The 15,639-nt window shown below is 70.9% G+C and carries 15 protein-coding genes; 11 read left to right on the top strand and 4 right to left on the bottom strand.

Features of this window, described 5'->3' with window-relative positions; translation table 11 throughout:
• Nucleotides 1–149 precede the first annotated feature (149 nt).
• The 3 genes from OG371_RS44215 to OG371_RS44205 are packed head-to-tail and all read left to right on the top strand — an operon-like array spanning nt 150 to nt 2,267.
• A complete protein-coding gene (locus OG371_RS44215; RefSeq protein ID WP_442876214.1) occupies nt 150–1,091 on the top strand; it encodes a sugar kinase in 942 nt (313 codons plus the stop codon).
• A gap of 34 nt (nt 1,092–1,125) precedes the next feature.
• Nucleotides 1,126–1,884 (top strand): IclR family transcriptional regulator, encoded by a 759-nt coding sequence (locus OG371_RS44210; protein WP_329063227.1) that lies wholly within the window; start codon nt 1,126–1,128, stop codon nt 1,882–1,884.
• Complete coding sequence (locus OG371_RS44205) at nt 1,884–2,267, top strand: RidA family protein (protein ID WP_329073428.1); 384 nt, start codon at nt 1,884–1,886, stop codon at nt 2,265–2,267. Before OG371_RS44210 ends, OG371_RS44205 begins: the two co-directional genes overlap by 1 nt.
• 45 nt (nt 2,268–2,312) lie before the next feature.
• On the opposite strand, the gene OG371_RS44200 is transcribed toward OG371_RS44205, so the two are convergent.
• The 3 genes from OG371_RS44200 to OG371_RS44190 all read right to left on the bottom strand — a co-directional run bounded on the left by OG371_RS44200 (nt 2,313) and on the right by OG371_RS44190 (nt 4,433).
• Entirely contained in the window at nt 2,313–3,311 is a 999-nt protein-coding gene (locus OG371_RS44200) for a 1-aminocyclopropane-1-carboxylate deaminase (protein WP_329063225.1), read from the bottom strand.
• Nucleotides 3,308–3,955: a GntR family transcriptional regulator gene (locus OG371_RS44195; RefSeq protein ID WP_442876052.1), complete on the bottom strand. Its 648-nt coding sequence runs from the start codon at nt 3,953–3,955 to the stop codon at nt 3,308–3,310. Before OG371_RS44195 ends, OG371_RS44200 begins: the two co-directional genes overlap by 4 nt.
• 118 nt (nt 3,956–4,073) lie before the next feature.
• Entirely contained in the window at nt 4,074–4,433 is a 360-nt protein-coding gene (locus tag OG371_RS44190; protein WP_091617046.1) for a DUF1844 domain-containing protein, read from the bottom strand.
• Nucleotides 4,434–4,664: 231 nt separating this feature from the next.
• Between OG371_RS44190 and infC the strand changes: the two genes are divergently transcribed.
• From infC to pheT, 6 genes are all read left to right on the top strand, one after another.
• Entirely contained in the window at nt 4,665–5,267 is a 603-nt protein-coding gene (infC, locus tag OG371_RS44185) for a translation initiation factor IF-3 (RefSeq protein WP_329063220.1), read from the top strand.
• Nucleotides 5,268–5,346: 79 nt separating this feature from the next.
• The gene (gene rpmI, locus OG371_RS44180; RefSeq protein WP_091617048.1) at nt 5,347–5,541 is read left to right on the top strand and encodes a 50S ribosomal protein L35; all 195 of its coding nucleotides are present in this window, start codon (nt 5,347–5,349) and stop codon (nt 5,539–5,541) included.
• Between the two features lie 69 nt (nt 5,542–5,610).
• Nucleotides 5,611–5,988, top strand: coding sequence for a 50S ribosomal protein L20 (gene rplT, locus OG371_RS44175; RefSeq protein WP_091617049.1), 378 nt, complete (start codon nt 5,611–5,613; stop codon nt 5,986–5,988).
• The gene (locus OG371_RS44170) at nt 5,985–6,797 is read left to right on the top strand and encodes a TrmH family RNA methyltransferase (RefSeq protein WP_329073427.1); all 813 of its coding nucleotides are present in this window, start codon (nt 5,985–5,987) and stop codon (nt 6,795–6,797) included. The genes rplT and OG371_RS44170 overlap by 4 nt, the downstream gene beginning before the upstream one ends.
• A gap of 1,249 nt (nt 6,798–8,046) precedes the next feature.
• On the top strand, nt 8,047–9,102 hold the full coding sequence (gene pheS, locus OG371_RS44165) for a phenylalanine--tRNA ligase subunit alpha (RefSeq protein WP_329063215.1): 1,056 nt from the start codon (nt 8,047–8,049) through the stop codon (nt 9,100–9,102).
• Entirely contained in the window at nt 9,102–11,666 is a 2,565-nt protein-coding gene (gene pheT / locus OG371_RS44160) for a phenylalanine--tRNA ligase subunit beta (protein WP_329063213.1), read from the top strand. The genes pheS and pheT overlap by 1 nt, the downstream gene beginning before the upstream one ends.
• A 503-nt stretch (nt 11,667–12,169) precedes the next feature.
• On the opposite strand, the gene OG371_RS44155 is transcribed toward pheT, so the two are convergent.
• A complete protein-coding gene (locus OG371_RS44155) occupies nt 12,170–12,859 on the bottom strand; it encodes a DNA alkylation repair protein (RefSeq protein WP_329063211.1) in 690 nt (229 codons plus the stop codon).
• A gap of 130 nt (nt 12,860–12,989) precedes the next feature.
• On the opposite strand from OG371_RS44155, the gene OG371_RS44150 reads away from it, so the two are divergent.
• Entirely contained in the window at nt 12,990–14,582 is a 1,593-nt protein-coding gene (locus OG371_RS44150; RefSeq protein ID WP_329063209.1) for an alpha/beta hydrolase, read from the top strand.
• A 195-nt stretch (nt 14,583–14,777) separates the two neighbouring features.
• Nucleotides 14,778–15,266 (top strand): helix-turn-helix domain containing protein, encoded by a 489-nt coding sequence (locus OG371_RS44145; protein WP_329063208.1) that lies wholly within the window; start codon nt 14,778–14,780, stop codon nt 15,264–15,266.
• Nucleotides 15,267–15,639: the final 373 nt, after the last annotated feature.

Raw genomic sequence — 15,639 nt, 5'->3', positions numbered from 1 at the left:
TGGTCGACCTCGGTTGCGTATGTTGCAACGAACGTTGCGCAGAATGCGCGACATAGGTGTAGCATCCGGGTCGCTAACGGTCAACGGGGTGAAGAACGGGGAGACATTCAGTGACCAGCGCGCCCGAGGTGCTCTGCATCGGCGAGTCGATGGCCCTGTTCGTGCCGGCCGAGCCCGGTCCGCCGGAGGAGGTTCGCAGCTGGGTGCGCACGATCGGCGGCGCGGAGTCCAATGTGGCCTGCCACCTGCCCGCGCTCGGCGTGCGCAGCGGCTGGGTCAGCGCGGTCGGCGACGACCCGTTCGGCCGCGCGCTGGTCCGCGAGATCGCCGCCGCCGGGGTCGACGTCAGCGGCGTCGCGGTCGACCCGGTGCGCCCGACCGGCTTGTACATCAAGGAAAGCGGCGCCCAGGGCAGCCCGGTGCGCTACTACCGCGCGGGCTCCGCGGCGTCCGGGATGGGGCCGGGCCTGCTGTCCCGGCTGGACCTGCGCGGCGTCCGCGTACTGCACCTGTCCGGGATCACGCCCGCCCTTTCGGACAGCTGTCTGGCGCTCGTGCGCGCCCTGCTCGACGCGCCGCGCGGCGACCTGCTGGTGTCCTTCGACGTCAATCACCGCCCGGTGCTGTGGGCCGATCACGACGTCTCGGTGCTCGCGGACCTGGCCGCCCGGGCCGACCTCGTGCTGACCGGCGACGACGAGGCCGCGCGGGTGTGGGGGACCGGTGATCCCGGCCGGTTGCGCGAACTGCTGCCCGCGGTGCGCACGCTGGTCGTCAAGCACGGCGAACACGGCGCGACGCTGGTCGAGGGCGACGCGCCACCGTTGTTCGCGCCCGCGTTGAGCGTGGATGTGGTCGAGCCGGTCGGCGCCGGAGACGCCTTCGCCGCCGGCTTCCTGGCCGCCACCCTCCGCGGCGCCGACCCGGCGACCCGCCTGCGCCGCGGCCACCTCCAGGCCGCCGCCACCCTGCTGACCCACGACGACGTCGGCACGCCGCTGGCCCCGGACGTGGTGGAATCACTGCTGCGCGCCGGCTCCGAGGAATGGGCCGCGGCGCGGCTGACCGCGGAAGGACTGGTGCTCGCGTGAGTCACCTCGAGGTGTTTTTCGCTGCGGAGACGGCATGAGCCAGAGCTTGGACCGCGCGTTGACGCTGCTGGCCGGGCTCGCGCAGGGGGCGAAGACGCTGGACCAGCTGGCCGAAGAGGTCGGCGTGCACAAGACGACCGTGCTGCGATTGTTGCGCACTCTTGAGTCGCACCACTTCGTCCGCCGCGAGGGGACCCGGTACTACCGGCTCGGCAGCGCGTTGTTCGACCTGGCGAGCCAGGCGCTGGAGGACCGCGACGTCCGGCGCAGCTCGGCCGAGGCGCTCGCCGCGCTGAACGAGCGCACCGGCCACACCGTGCACCTGGCGACCTACGAGGACGGCGAGGTCGTCTACATCGACAAGTACGAGGGCCGGCACTCGGTCCGGATGTACTCGCGGATCGGCAAGCGCGCGCCGCTGCACTGCACGGCGGTGGGCAAGGTGCTCGTCTCGGCGATGCCGCGCGAACGGCGTGAGGCACTCGCGCGCGGCATCGACTACGTGGTGCTGACGCCGAACACGATCAGCTCACCCGAGGCGTACCTGGCCGAGCTGGACAAGGTCGCCGCGCGCGGGTACGCAGTGGACAACGCCGAGCACGAGGACTTCATCCACTGCGTCGCCGCGCCGATCCGCGGCGGCGGGGGAGAGGTGCTCGCCGCCGCGTCGATGTCCGTGCCGAAGGTGCTGCTCGACTACGAGGGCCTGCTCGCGCTCGTGCCGGAGCTGCTGGCGGCCACGAAGGAAGCTTCCGTCCACAGTGGATGGACGGAGAACGGAAAGGGGCAATGATGGGCAAGACGGCGATCACCACCGAGAACGCGCCGAAGCCGCCGGCGAAGTTCTCGCAGGCCGTCCGCAAGGGCAACATCCTCCAGGTCGCCGGGATGGTCGCCTTCGACGCGGCCACCGGCGCCATCGTGGGCGACGACATCGCCGGGCAGACCCGGCAGGTGTTCAAGAACCTGCGGACCGTGCTCGCGGAGGGCGGCTCGAGCCTCGACGACGCCGTCATGGTGCGGGTGTACCTCACCGACACGAGCCACTTCGGCCCGTTCAACGAGGTCTACAACGAGCTGATCGGCGAGGCCCCGCACGCGGCCCGCACGACGGTGTACGTCGGCCTGCCCGCCGGTCTCCTGGTGGAGATCGACGTGCTCGCCGTCCTCGACTGACACCTGGCGGTGCCGGGGCCTTTTCAACGGGCCCCGGCACCTTCGTCAGCCCAGCACGCTGGTGTACGCGTTGATCGCGGGCTGGCCGCCGAGGTGGGCGTAGAGCACGTTGGACCCGCTCGGGATTTCGCCGCTGCGCACCAGGTCGATCAGCCCGGCCATGGACTTGCCCTCGTACACCGGGTCGGTGATCATGCCCTCCAGCCGCGCGGCGGTGCGGATCGCGTCCAAAGTGGACTCGTCCGGGACGCCGTAGACGCCGGCGTGGTACCGCTCGTCCAGCAGCACCTCGTCGATGCCGGGCGCGCCGACGAGATCGGCCGTCGCCTTGGCGATCCGGGTGATCTGGTCGCGGGTCTCGCCGGGCTTGGCCGAGGCGTCGATCCCGAGCACCTTGCGCGGCTGTCCGCTCAGCGCCACGCCCGCCACCATGCCTGCCTGCGTGCTGCCGGTCACCGAGCAGACCACGATGGTGTCGAAGAAAACGCCCAGCTCGCGTTCCTGCTGCTCGAGTTCCAGCACCCAGTTCGCGAAGCCGAGCCCGCCGAGCCGGTGGTCCGAGGCGCCGGCCGGGATCGCGTACGGCTTCCCGCCGTCGGCCTCGATCTCGGCGACGACCCGTTCCCAGCTCTCCTTGAAGCCGATGCCGAAGCCCGCGTCGACGAGCCGCACGTCCGCGCCGAGGATGCGCGAGAGCTGGATGTTGCCGACTTTGTCATGCAGCGGGTCGTGCCAGTCCACCCAGCTTTCCTGCACCAGCACGGCTTTCAGCCCGGCGCGCGCCGCCGCGGCCGCGACCTGGCGGGTGTGGTTCGACTGCACGCCGCCGATCGAGACGAGCGTGTCCGCGCCCTGGGCCAGCGCGTCCGCCACGAGGTACTCGAGCTTGCGGGTCTTGTTTCCGCCGTAAGCGAGGCCGGAGTTGAGGTCCTCCCGCTTGGCCCACACGGCCGCGCCGCCGAGGTGCTCGGTCAGCCGGTCGAGCCGGTGCACCGGCGACGGGCCGATCAGCAGCGGGAAGCGCGGGAAGTCGGCGAGCGTCATGGCGTCTCCAGGAGGTTCTCGAGGTCGGACCAGATGGTCGAGGTGACGGCGGCGGCCCGTTCGGCGTCGCCGTCCGCGATGGCGTCGATCAGCTCGGTGTGCCGTTGCACCGAGCGGTGCGCGGGCAGTGAGCTGAAGCGGGCGTGTTCGAGCCGCCGCAGCAGCGGGGTGTAGCGGCCGAGCGTCGTTGCCATGGCGCGGTTGCCGCACACGCGGACGGGCACGTCGTGCAGCTCGTCGTCGGCCGTCATCGCGGCCGCGACGTCACCGCTCCCGACGGCCGCGGCGAACCGCTCGTTGGCCGCCCGCATCTCGGCGACGTGCGCGGGACCGAGCCGGGGGAGCGCCTGCCGCACGGCGAACTCGTGCAACGCGCGCACCAGCTGCACCGCGTCGCGAACGTCGTCGTCGACGAACTCCGCGACCCGCGTGTAACTCTGCGGCTTCGAGTCGACGAGCCCGTCCTCGGCCAGCCGGAGCAGCGCCTGCCGCACGGGCGCCCGCGAAAGCCCGAGTTCCCGGGCGAGGAAGACGTCACTGAGTGAAGTGCCGGCCGGCAGGGTGCCGTTGATGATCGCGTGCCGGATCCGCTCGTACGCCTCGTCGCGCAGGAGTGGCCGGTTGACTTTCGGAAGCGGACTCACATCTAACATTTTAGATGTCAGTGGGAGTCGGCCGCAAGGGACTCCGCGCTTTCGGCCTGCCTCCGGAAACGCCGAGGGCCCGTCCGCTTCGTGCGGACGGGCCCTGCGAAAGGGACGCTCAGTAGACTGGGCCGGTGTACTTCTCGCCCGGGCCCTGGCCCGGCGGGTCGGGCACGACGGAGGCCTCGCGGAACGCCTTCTGCAGCGACTGGAGCCCGTCGCGCAGCGGGCCGGCGTGCAGGCCGAGGTACTCCGCCGAGGCGGTGATCAGGCCGGCCAGCGCGGTGATCAGCCGGCGGGCCTCGTCCAGGTCGCGGTGGGGTGAGGTGGCCGGGTCGGCGTCGGCCAGGCCGAGGCGCTCGGCGCCCGCGGACAGCAGCATCACGGCCGCGCGGCTGATCACCTCGACGCTCGGGATGTCCTCCAGGTCGCGGACGTCCGGGGAATAGGGGGGCGGTGGCGAAGGTTGATCTGACACGTCTGGTACCCTTCCACGAGCGACCAGCCCCTGAGCGATCGGGGGCGGCAAGTGGAGCCCCGCTCCCACCCGCGTCACCGCCTCAGGTGTCCGGGTCCGGTCTCGTCGAAGCGGTGAATGCCTTCCGGCTTTCCTTGTTTCGGCGAAGCGTTCGGTCAGTATGGCCGGGCGCGATCGGAGACAGAGCGGGCCCCGTGAACCGGTGAACACCGGTGGCGGGGCCTGATTCATGTGGGCACCAGGTCGAAAACGAGAAGTAGTCACTCGGACCAAGGAGGCCCCATCAGCTCCGAGACACGCATCAACGAACGTATCCGGGTGCCGGAGGTCCGACTCGTCGGGCCCAACGGCGAACAGGTCGGCATCGTCCGGATCGAGGATGCGCTGCGGCTGGCCCAGGAGAACGACCTCGACCTCGTCGAGGTCGCTCCGCAGGCACGCCCGCCGGTATGCAAGCTCATGGACTTCGGCAAGTTCAAGTACGAGAGCGCGCAGAAGGCCCGCGAGTCCCGCCGCAACCAGCAGCTGACCGTCATCAAGGAACAGAAGCTGCGGCCGAAGATCGACCAGCACGACTACGAGACCAAGAAGGGTCACGTGTCGCGGTTCCTGGCGGCCGGCAACAAGGTCAAGGTCACGATCATGTTCCGTGGGCGTGAGCAGTCCCGGCCGGAGCTCGGTTTCCGGCTGCTGCAGAAGCTCGCCGACGACGTGACCGAGCTGGGCTTCGTGGAATCGTCGCCCAAGCAGGACGGTCGCAACATGATCATGGTGCTGGCCCCGCACAAGAACGTGAAGCCGAAGGCCGTCAAGGCCGAGGCTCCCGAGGCGTAACCCGCCTCCAGCGCCGACCAGCACACCTCAGCGGCACACCGGTGCACCCGGTGTGCCGCCGCACGGAAGAGGACAAACCATGCCGAAGATGAAGACGCACAAGGGTACGTCCAAGCGGATCCGCGTGACGGGCACGGGCAAGCTGCGCCGCCAGAAGGCCGGCCGCCGCCACCTGATGGAGAAGAAGTCCAACCGCCTCACCCGCCGTCTCGAGGGCACCACGGAGCTCGCCAAGACCGAGGCCGGCCGGGTCAAGCGCCTGCTCGGGATCTGACTCTCCGCCTTACCCGTACCAATCACCCCGGGGCGTGGACGCGCCCCCCGAAACCGACAGGATGGACCAGTGGCACGCGTCAAGCGGGCGGTCAACGCCCAGAAGAAGCGTCGCGCAACTCTCGAACTGGCCAGCGGCTACCGCGGCCAGCGTTCGCGGCTGTACCGCAAGGCCAAGGAGCAGACGCTTCACTCGCTCAACTACGCCTACCGCGACCGCCGTGCGCGCAAGGGTGACTTCCGCCAGCTGTGGATCACCCGCATCAACGCGGCCGCTCGTGCCAACGGCGTGACCTACAACCGGTTCATCCAGGGCCTCAAGGCCGCGGGTGTCGAGGTCGACCGCAAGATCCTCGCGGACCTCGCGGTCAACGACGCCACCGCCTTCACCGCGCTCGCCGAGCTCGCCAAGGCGAACGTCAACACCGGCGAAGCGAAGTCGGCCTGACCGGCAGTTTCCAGCGACCCGGGGCGGAGCCGTTCACCGAACGGACCCCCCGGGTCGTTGCTGCGCGCAAGCTGACCCGCCGCGCCGAGCGTGACAAGACCGGCCGTTTCCTGGCCGAGGGCGCCAACGCGGTCGAGGCCGCGCTGGAATACGGGACGGTGCACGAGCTGTTCGTGACCGACCGCGCCGCCGCAACCCACCCCGCGCTGGCCGCCACAGCCGCCGACGCAGGCGTCCGGATCTCCCCGATCACCGACCGCGCGGCCGACGGCCTCTCGGAAACCGTGACCCCGCAAGGCATAGTCGCGGTGTGCTCGGTGGTCGACCGTCCACTGGAGACAGTCCTGCCCGGCGCCCGCCTCGTGGTCGTCCTGGTGGACGTCGCAGAGCCTGGTAACGCAGGAACGGTGATCCGCGTGGCCGACGCCGCGGGCGCCGACGCCGTGATCCTGGCGGGCGACACGGTAGACCCGCACAACGGCAAGAGCGTCCGCGCCGCCGCCGGCAGCACCTTCCACGTCCCGATCGCCCGCACCCGCGACGTTCCGGCAGCGCTGGCAGCTCTGAAGACCGCCGGTCTGCGCACCCTGGCCGCCCACGGCTACGCGGAAACCTCGCTGGAAACGCTCACCTTCGACGCCCCCACGGCGTGGATCTTCGGCAACGAGGCCCACGGCCTCCCTGTCGCGGTGCTCGCCACCGTCGACACCGCGGTGAAGATCCCCTTGTACGGCAAGGCCGAAAGCCTCAACCTGGCCACCGCGGCCGCCGTCTGCGTGTACACCGCCGCGATGGCCACTCGCCGCTGACTGGGCGCGGTTTCCTCACTTCCCGGCCTCTTCGCCTCTCTTCACCTCGCGGCCAGACTTGGCCATCGCACTTTTCAGCCCGGCCTTCACAACCTCGTCTCCGCACTTCCCGCCCGGCCTCACTTCCCGGCCCGGGCCTCCCCACCTTTGCGACCTGCCTCCACGGCTCGGTCGCCCCGCTTTTCGGCCCGGCCAGGGTCCGTCCTCCCGGCCCGGTTTCCTCACTTCCCGCTGCCTCTTCGCTTCGCGGTCCGGCCCAGCCTGGGCGCCTCGGCCCGGCTTCCGCACTCTTCGGCCCGGCTGGCCTCTTCCTGCCCCAGACCGGTCTCCACGCTTTGCCCGTGCGGACTTCGACCTCCGCAATCCGGCCTTCTCACTTTGGTCCGTGCGCGCTCCGGCCTCTCCGGCCCGGTCTCCTCATCTCCCGGCCCGGCCTGCTTTGTCTCGCCTCGCTCTGCTGGTTTCACGCGCCGGGTGTCCCGCCGCTGGGTTCCCATGGCTGACCTTCGTGGCGCAGCGCAGGTCGGTCAGAGTTCTCACCCGGCCTTGCCCAGGCCGCGCACCCACCAGCGCCCGAGCCTCAACACTCAAGTCGGGCCGCCCTGGTCGCACCGGCCCCGTCAACCGGGCGACCTGCTCTCCGCCCCACCCTCAACGGGCAAGCGGTGCCGTCTCCGCCGACGTGAGGACTTGCCCTCTGGGTAAGTCTCATCGCGCGAGCGGCACCGGCCTTCGTGGCCGGAGCGAGTTGCCCTCAGCCCGAGTTCCATCCCGGAGCGTCCATTCCCCGTAATGGGACCGGCCCTCCTTCGCTGCCCGGCGACTTGCCCGCCATCAGGTTTGGCCGCCCGGGCCGCACCGTCCCGTCGCCGTCCCTGGTCTGCCCGCCTCCGCCAGACCCCCGCCTCAGTAAGTCCTGCCCCCCTCAGCAGGGCCTGCCCGCGTTTTGTTGGCCGCCCGCCTCCGTCCGGCCGCCGAGCTGCGGGCCTCCCAGAGCCCGTCGTCAGCTGGGCTGTCCGCCACCGTTGGCCTGCAGTGGATCTCCGCGCCGCGCCGACAGCTGGTGGGTCACCCGATCTTCGGCGCGGCGCCGGGGTCGGGCGTGGTGATCCGGCGCGACCGCTCCGGAAGCGGAGGGTGAGCGGCTGGGCCGGGGGGCCGATCCCCTAGACTTAGCTGCCCGATGTGCACGTGCGGCTTCCCGCCCGTGTGCCGCCGCCCAACCAGTCCCAGTGGACGCCGAGGAGTCATGTCCGGAGCCACAGACAAGCCGGTCGAGGTGCTCGCACCGGAAACCCTGCGCGCGGCGATCAAGGCGGCCGAAGAGGCCTTCGCGGCCGCGGCCGACCTGGACGCGCTCGCTGCCGTCAAGCCGGCCCACCTCGGTGACCAGGCGCCGCTGATGCTCGCGCGCCGGGAGATCGGCGGCCTGCCCAAGCAGGAGAAGGCCGAGGCGGGCAAGCGGGTCAACGAGGCGCGCCAGGCGATCCAGTCCGCCTTCGACTCGCGCCGCGCCGTGCTGCAGGCCGAGCGGGACGAGCACGTGCTGCGCGCCGAGGCCGTCGACGTCACGCTGCCGTGGGACCAGATCCCGCGCGGCGCCCGGCACCCGATCACGACCGTTTCCGAGCGCGTCGCCGACGCCTTCATCGCCATGGGCTACGAGGTCGCCGAAGGCCCCGAGCTCGAGGCCGAGTGGTTCAACTTCGACGCGCTGAACTTCGGCAAGGACCACCCCGCGCGCCAGCTGCAGGACACCTTCTACGTCGGCGAGGAGGACTCCGGCCTGGTGCTGCGCACGCACACCTCGCCGGTGCAGGCCCGCAGCCTGCTCCACCGCGACCTGCCGGTGTACGTCGTGTGCCCTGGCCGCACCTACCGCACCGACGAGCTGGACTCCACGCACACGCCGGTGTTCACCCAGGTCGAGGGCCTCGCGGTGGACAAGGGCATCACCATGGCGCACCTCAAGGGCACGCTCGACGCGTTCGCGCGCTCCATGTTCGGCGAGAACTCCAAAACCCGCCTGCGCCCGCACTTCTTCCCCTTCACCGAGCCGTCGGCCGAGGTCGACGTGTGGTTCGAGGAGAAGAAGGGCGGCCCCGGCTGGGTCGAGTGGGGCGGCTGCGGCATGGTCAACCCGAACGTGCTGCGCGCCTGCGGCGTCGACCCCGAGGTGTACTCGGGCTTCGCCTTCGGCATGGGCATCGAGCGGACCCTGCAGTTCCGCAACGGCATTCCGGACATGCGCGACATGGTCGAGGGCGACGTCCGGTTCACCCTTCCCTTCGGAACGGAGGCGTAGTGCGAGTCCCGGTGAGCTGGCTGACCGAGCACCTCGACGTGGGTGCCGAGGTCACGCCCCAGGACCTGGCCGACGCGTTCGTGCGGATCGGGATCGAGGTCGACGAGCTGAGCGAGCTCGGCCCCGTGACCGGTCCCCTCGTGGTCGGCCGCGTGGCCGAGATCGAGGAGCTGACGGGTTTCAAGAAGCCGGTCCGCTTCTGCCGCGTCGAGGTCGGCGAGGAAGCGTCCGAAGAGGACACTGTGCCCGCGGACGAGGATGATGACGAGGACGACGACGCCCCGTTCGAGGACGAGGGCCCCCACGGCATCCGGACCCGCGGCATCGTCTGCGGCGCCCGCAACTTCGCCGAGGGCGACCTGGTTGTCGTCGCGCTGCCCGGCGCGGTGCTGCCGGGCGACTTCGCGATCGCCGCGCGCAAGACCTACGGCCGCGTCAGCGACGGCATGATCTGCTCCGCCCAGGAGCTGGGCCTCGGCGACGACCACACCGGCATCCTCGTGCTGCCCTCGGGCACCGCGAGCCCGGGTGACGACGCCAAGGAACTGCTCGGCCTGGCCGACACCGTCATCGAGGTCACGCCGACCCCCGACCGCGGTTACGCGTTGTCGATCCGCGGCCTGGCGCGCGAGCTGTCCAACGCGCTCGACGTCCCGTTCGGCGACCCGGCCTCGCTCGAGATCCCCGTGGCCGAGGGCGACGCGTGGCCGGTCCGGGTCGAGGACCCTGAGGGCTGTCCGCGGTTCGTGCTGCGCCGGGTGAAGGGCCTCGACGCGACGGCGCCCACGCCGTGGTGGATGCGGCGGCGCCTGATGCTGGCCGGGATCCGGTCGATCTCGCTGGCCGTGGACGTCACCAACTACGTGATGCTCGAGCTCGGCCACCCGCTGCACGCCTTCGCGACGTCGGCGATCCAGGGCGACCTGGTGGTGCGCCGCGCCAAGCCGGGCGAGAAGCTGACCACTTTGGACGACGCCGAGCGCAAGCTCGACGCCGACGACATCGTGATCGCCGACGACAGCGGCGTGATCTCGCTGGCCGGCACCATGGGCGGCGCCAGCACGGAGATCACCGCGGAGAGCACCGACGTGCTGCTCGAGGCGGCGCACTGGGACCCCGCGTCGATCAGCCGCACGGCCCGTCGCCACAAGCTGTTCTCCGAGGCGGCCAAGCGGTTCGAGCGGTTCACCGACCCGGCGCTGTGCGCGGCCGCGGTGGAGCTGGCCGCGCGCCTGCTGCGCCAGTACGGCGACGCCGCGATCCAGCCCGGCCGCACCGACGAGGGCGGCGTCGCGCCGAACCCGCCGGTCACCATGCCGATCAACCTGCCCGACCAGATGGCCGGCGTGCGCTACGAGCGCGGGGTCACCGTGCGGCGCCTCGGCCAGATCGGCTGCCGAGTCACGGTCAGCACCAGCGACGAGGGCATCTCCCTCGTCACGGCCACCCCGCCGACCTGGCGCGGCGACCTGGTGCAGCCCGCCGATCTGGTCGAGGAGGTGCTGCGGCTCGAGGGCTACGAGAGCATCCCGTCGCAGCTTCCCGCCGCACCCGCCGGCCGCGGCCTCACCGACTCGCAGCGCCGCCGCCGGAGCGTGGCCCGCGCGCTGGCCGAGGACGGGTACGTCGAGGTGCTGCCCTTCCCGTTCGTGTCGGACTCGGTGTGGGACGACTTCGGCCTGCCCGCCGACGACGTCCGCCGCAACACCGTGCGCGTGCGCAACCCGCTCGAGGCCGACCACGACCGGATGTCCACCACGCTCCTGCCCGGTCTGCTGGACACGTTGCAGCGCAACGTTTCCCGCGGCATGAAGGACGTGTCGCTGTTCCACATCGGCCAGGTCGTGCTGCCGAAGCCGAACCAGCTCAAGGTCCCGGACCTCGGCGTCGAGCACCGCCCGACCGACGAGCAGCTCGCGGTCCTGGAAGCCGCGGTGCCCGCCCAGCCCGTGCACGTCGCCGCGGTGCTCACCGGCCGCCGCCGTCGTGCCGGCTGGTGGGGCGAGGGCGAACCGGCCGGCTGGGCTGACGCCGTGCAGGCCGCGCGCGTGGTGGCCGAGGCCGCCGGCGTCGAGCTGAAGGTGCAGTCCGCCGACCTCCTGCCGTGGCACCCGGGCCGCTGCGCCCAGCTGCGCGTGGGCGACTGGCCGGTCGGCCACGCCGGCGAGCTGCACCCGAAGGTCGTCGAGGCCCTCGGCCTGCCGCCCCGGACGGTCGCGATGGAACTGGACCTGGACGCGATCCCGCTCCCGGACTCGCGTCCGGCCCCGAGGGTGTCGGCCTACCCGCCGGTGCTCCTCGACGTCGCCCTGGTCGCCGCCACGGACGTCCCGTCGGCCGACCTCGCCGACGTCCTGCGCACCGGCGCCGGCGAGCTGCTCGAGGAGATCACCCTCTTCGACGTCTACGCCGGCGAGCAGGTCGGCGAAGGCAAGCGCTCCCTGGCCTACAAGCTCCGCTTCCGGGCCCCGGACCGCACGCTGACCGTCGACGAGGCAACCAAGGCCCGCGACGCCGCGCTCGCCGCGGCGGGCGAGCGCTTCGGCGCCACCCTGCGCGCCTGAGCCGGTCCGCCCCTCGCCGGGGGGCGGCGCTTGCCACCCTGGTCCGGCCTTCCGTGGGCTGGGAGCCCTGCCCTTGGCAGGTTCCCGGCCCACGGCCGTTTCAGGCCTCGGCGCTCTCGCTTGCCCGGCGACGCGCTCATCGCTTCGGGGCCGCTCGCGCTGCTTACGGCTGTGGCGAAGGCTTCTGTACGCGGAGTGCGCTGACGCCTGCGGTTCTGCCCGGTTGGCCGGCGGCCTCCCCGTCGCGTCGGCGGCTCTTGCCGCGCCTTCCTCGGCTCTTCCCACGTCGGCGGGTCTCGCCGCACCCTCGGTTCTTGCCGCACTCGCGCGACTTGCCGCGCCTCGGCCGTGTCCACGGCGCTCACCGCGGCTCAGCTGCGTTCCCGGCACTTGCCGTTCCCCGGCGGTGTCCGTGATGCTCGCGGTGCTCGCGAACTGCGGCTGTCCCGCCGCGTCTGCCTGTGTCCAGATTCCCTCCCGTGCTTCACTCGTTCGCGGACCACTCAGGACAGGTGCTTCAGTGCCTCCCGTGTGGACAGTCCGGACAGGTCCGGGTGGTCGGTGACGAACGTGCGGACCCAGTCCGGCGCCGTCCTGGCGTAGTCGCGCAGGGCCCAGCCGATGCCCTTGCGCAGGAAGAAGTCCGGATCGCCGATATTGGCCTCGACGGCGGCGGTGAGCAGCACCCGATCGGTGTCCTCCTTCGCACTCACCTGGCAGATCACGGCCGTGCGCCGCCGCCAGCGATCCGGGTCGGTGGCCCAGCCCAGCAGGCGCGGGGTGACCGCGGCCCGGTCACCGCGCAGGATGGGGCCGACCCGGCGGATCGCGAGCTCGTCCACGTAGTCCCACCAGGCCCCGCCGACGATCATCTCCTCGTACAGCCCGAGCAGGCCCGGATCCTGCCAGCCCCGGTAGGCGCGGTGACCGGAAAGATCGATTGCCGCATACCTTTCCTCGCGGAATTCGGCATCGTGCCAGAGTCGCCGCACGGTCGCCGTGAATGTCACCCGATCGGGCAATGGGTGAGCGGACAGCACGCCTTTCATCAGCACGCTCCGCTGCGGTTTGGGCACTCCGCGAAACGGCATCGCCGACTTCATGTACGCCTGCATGGCCGGTGCCCGCACCGGATCCGCCAGGTCGGCGAGCCCTGTTCGGACGGCCGAGATCAACGCGGTGTCCGCGCCCATTCGGGGTCACCTCCGTAGTGCCAAATACCGACGAAAGGTGGATGGCGCAACTCGTGTCGTGCGAGGAGATTGTTGCGGGTTGTCGGTAGTTTCGACGAATTCGGGTTGCCCGCGGACGAAAAGGAACTCTGTGAAGAAAATCGTTGCCGTGTTCGCCGCCGCGGCTGTCGCGGTCGGCGCGCTGGCCGCAGCTCCCGCCGCCACAGCGGCACCGGCCAGGACACCGGACTTCACGCCGGCGCCGATCAACTGGGGAGAGTGCACTTCGGCGAGCCTCAAGAACGCCGGCGCCCAGTGCGGCTTCCTCGTGGTCCCGATGGACTACGCGAAGCCCGCGGGCGACAAGGTCCAGGTGGCCGTCTCCCGCATCAAGCACAAGGCCGCCCAGTACCAGGGCATCATGCTCGTGAACCCCGGCGGTCCCGGCGGCTCCGGCCTCGGCCTCTCGCGGCTCGGGCAGTCGGTGCCGAACCACGCCGGCGACAGCTACGACTGGATCGGGTTCGACCCGCGCGGCGTCGGCTCCAGCAAGCCGGCCGTGACCTGCGACGGGAACTACTTCGGCTACGACCGCACGCCGTACGTGCCCAAGACGCCGCAGATCGAGCGGGCCTGGCTCGACAAGGCCCAGGGCTACGCCAAGGCGTGCGCCAAGAACGGCGCCATTCTCGACCACATCAAGACCACCGACGTCGCGCAGGACATGGACAGCCTGCGCAAGGCGCTGGGGGAGAAGCAGATCAACTACTACGGCTTCTCCTACGGCACCTACCTCGGGCAGGTGTACAGCACGCTGTTCCCGGGGAACGTGCGCCGCATGGTGCTCGACGGCAACGTCGACCCGCGCAACGTCTGGTACCAGGCCAACCTGGACCAGGACGTGGCCTTCGACCGCAACATCAAGATCTACTTCGGCTGGCTCGCGAAGTACGACAGCATCTATCACCTCGGCAAGACCGCCACGGCGGTGGAAAAGCTCTGGTACGACCAGCAGAAGAAGCTCGACCGCACGCCCGCGGGCGGGGTGATCGGCGGGGACGAGTGGACCGACGTCTTCCTGCAGGCCGGCTACTACGTGTTCGGCTGGGAGGACATGGCCAAGGCGTTCGACGGCTGGGTCCACCGCGGTGACTGGCAGACGCTGAAGGCGCTCTACGACGACTCGAACCCGCCGGGCGACGACAACGGCTATGCGGTGTACAGCGCTGTGCAGTGCTCCGACGTGCAGTGGCCGACGAACTGGAACCGCTGGCGCCTCGACAACTGGACGACCTACTTCCGCGCCCCGTTCGAGACCTGGGGCAACGCCTGGTTCAACGCCCCGTGCGTGAACTGGCCGGCGAAGTCGGGCAAGCCCGTGCGCGTCGACGGCAGCAAGGTCGACGGCGCCCTGTTGATCAGCGAGGAACTCGATGCGGCGACGCCCTACGAGGGCAGCCTCGAGGTGCGGAAGCTGTTCCCGAAGTCGAGCCTGATCAGCGCGCCCGGCGGCACCACGCACGCCGGCTCGCTGTCCGGTGTCGCGTGTGTGGACGACAAGGTCGCCGACTACCTCGCGACCGGCAACCTGCCGAAGCGCACGGCAGGCAACCATTCCGACGCGCAGTGCCAGCCGGTGCCGCCGCCGGTTCCGGCCGGAGCGGCTGGCGGCCAGCCGAAGGCCGACACCCAGCCAGGAGCGCGGATCAAGCAGGACGCGCTCGCGCGGCTGCTGCACTTCTGAGCCGTTCTCCCCGGTGCCCCGGTCTGGTTCGCCAGATCGGGGCACCGTTCTTTTTCCCTCACTCACCGAGCCTCCTCGGTCGCTGTTCGTGGTCGGTGGAGACGGTACGGCTAGGGTCCGACAATTTCGGAGCGCAGCCACCCGCCCACACCCCGTGAGCAAAAATTGTCGGGGGTCGGCGCTACCGTCCCCGGCATGACGATCATCGAAGAGCACCGGACCGAGGTCCGGGCAGGAAACGTCCAGTACCAGATCACCGTCGTCGCCCGCACGGGCGCGGCGGAACAGCAACGCGTCGTCGTCACCGTGGGTGGCGAGGGGCCTGACGGCGAACTCGTCGCGGAAGGCCGGCTCGAACTCGACTCCGCCGCGGTGCCCGCCGTGGCCGAACTGCTCGGCGGGAGCCTCCTGGCCTTCTCCGGCGGAGGTGGTGGCGGCGGCCGCCGAAGAACCGGGCAACGGCCCGCCCAGCAGGGCAGCCCGTGGACCGAGGAGATGGACGCGGAGCTGGAACGCCGCTGGCTGGCGGGCGACCCGGTCGCCGACCTGGCCCGCGACTTCGAGCGCACCCCCGGCGGCATCCGCGCCCGCCTGCCCCGGGTCGGCTGTGACCCGGAAAAGCCCGGCAACCACCTGCCGATGCCGCCCAGCCTCCGCGAGGAACCGGGAGGTGACGAGTTCTGAGTCCGCCCCGGATGCCCGCTCGAGTGCGGGCATCCGGGGGAGGGGCTGTTGAGGGACTCATACGGAAGCCGCGTGGAGATCGAGGCGAGAGCCGTTTGGAGGTCGAGTTACGGAGAAGGATGGCATCGAGGCGTGACGGCCCGGATGCTCGGCCGGTCGGCCAACTGGTCGGGCAACCGGCCGGCTGACCGCTTGGCCGCAGCGAGCGGCTCGACAGCGAGCGGTTCGACTGTCTTCGGCTATGCGTGCTGCGGTGTGGCTGAGTCGGGGGACTGGTGTTAGCGGGCCGCGGGCTGTTCTCCGAGCGTGAGTTGCCGGAGCGAGGCCAGTGCCCCACCGGCGACCAGGTGCTAGCCCTTGTCGCTCCCGCAGC

The sequence above is a fragment of the Amycolatopsis sp. NBC_01480 genome, from assembly GCF_036227205.1.
Taxonomy (GTDB): Bacteria; Actinomycetota; Actinomycetes; order Mycobacteriales; family Pseudonocardiaceae; genus Amycolatopsis.
The sequence above is the reverse complement of the archived record's forward strand: the minus strand, read 5'-3'. Positions and strand labels throughout refer to the sequence as shown.

Coding starts and splice junctions, on each gene's coding strand:
- OG371_RS44215 (WP_442876214.1), top strand. CDS start 150: ATGGCCCTGTTCGTGCCGGCCGAGCCCGGTCCGCCGGAGGAGGTTCGC.
- OG371_RS44210 (WP_329063227.1), top strand. CDS start 1,126: ATGAGCCAGAGCTTGGACCGCGCGTTGACGCTGCTGGCCGGGCTCGCG.
- OG371_RS44205 (WP_329073428.1), top strand. CDS start 1,884: ATGGGCAAGACGGCGATCACCACCGAGAACGCGCCGAAGCCGCCGGCG.
- OG371_RS44200 (WP_329063225.1), bottom strand. CDS start 3,311: ATGACGCTCGCCGACTTCCCGCGCTTCCCGCTGCTGATCGGCCCGTCG.
- rpmI (WP_091617048.1), top strand. CDS start 5,347: ATGCCGAAGATGAAGACGCACAAGGGTACGTCCAAGCGGATCCGCGTG.
- pheS (WP_329063215.1), top strand. CDS start 8,047: ATGTCCGGAGCCACAGACAAGCCGGTCGAGGTGCTCGCACCGGAAACC.
- OG371_RS44155 (WP_329063211.1), bottom strand. CDS start 12,859: ATGGGCGCGGACACCGCGTTGATCTCGGCCGTCCGAACAGGGCTCGCC.
- OG371_RS44145 (WP_329063208.1), top strand. CDS start 14,778: ATGACGATCATCGAAGAGCACCGGACCGAGGTCCGGGCAGGAAACGTC.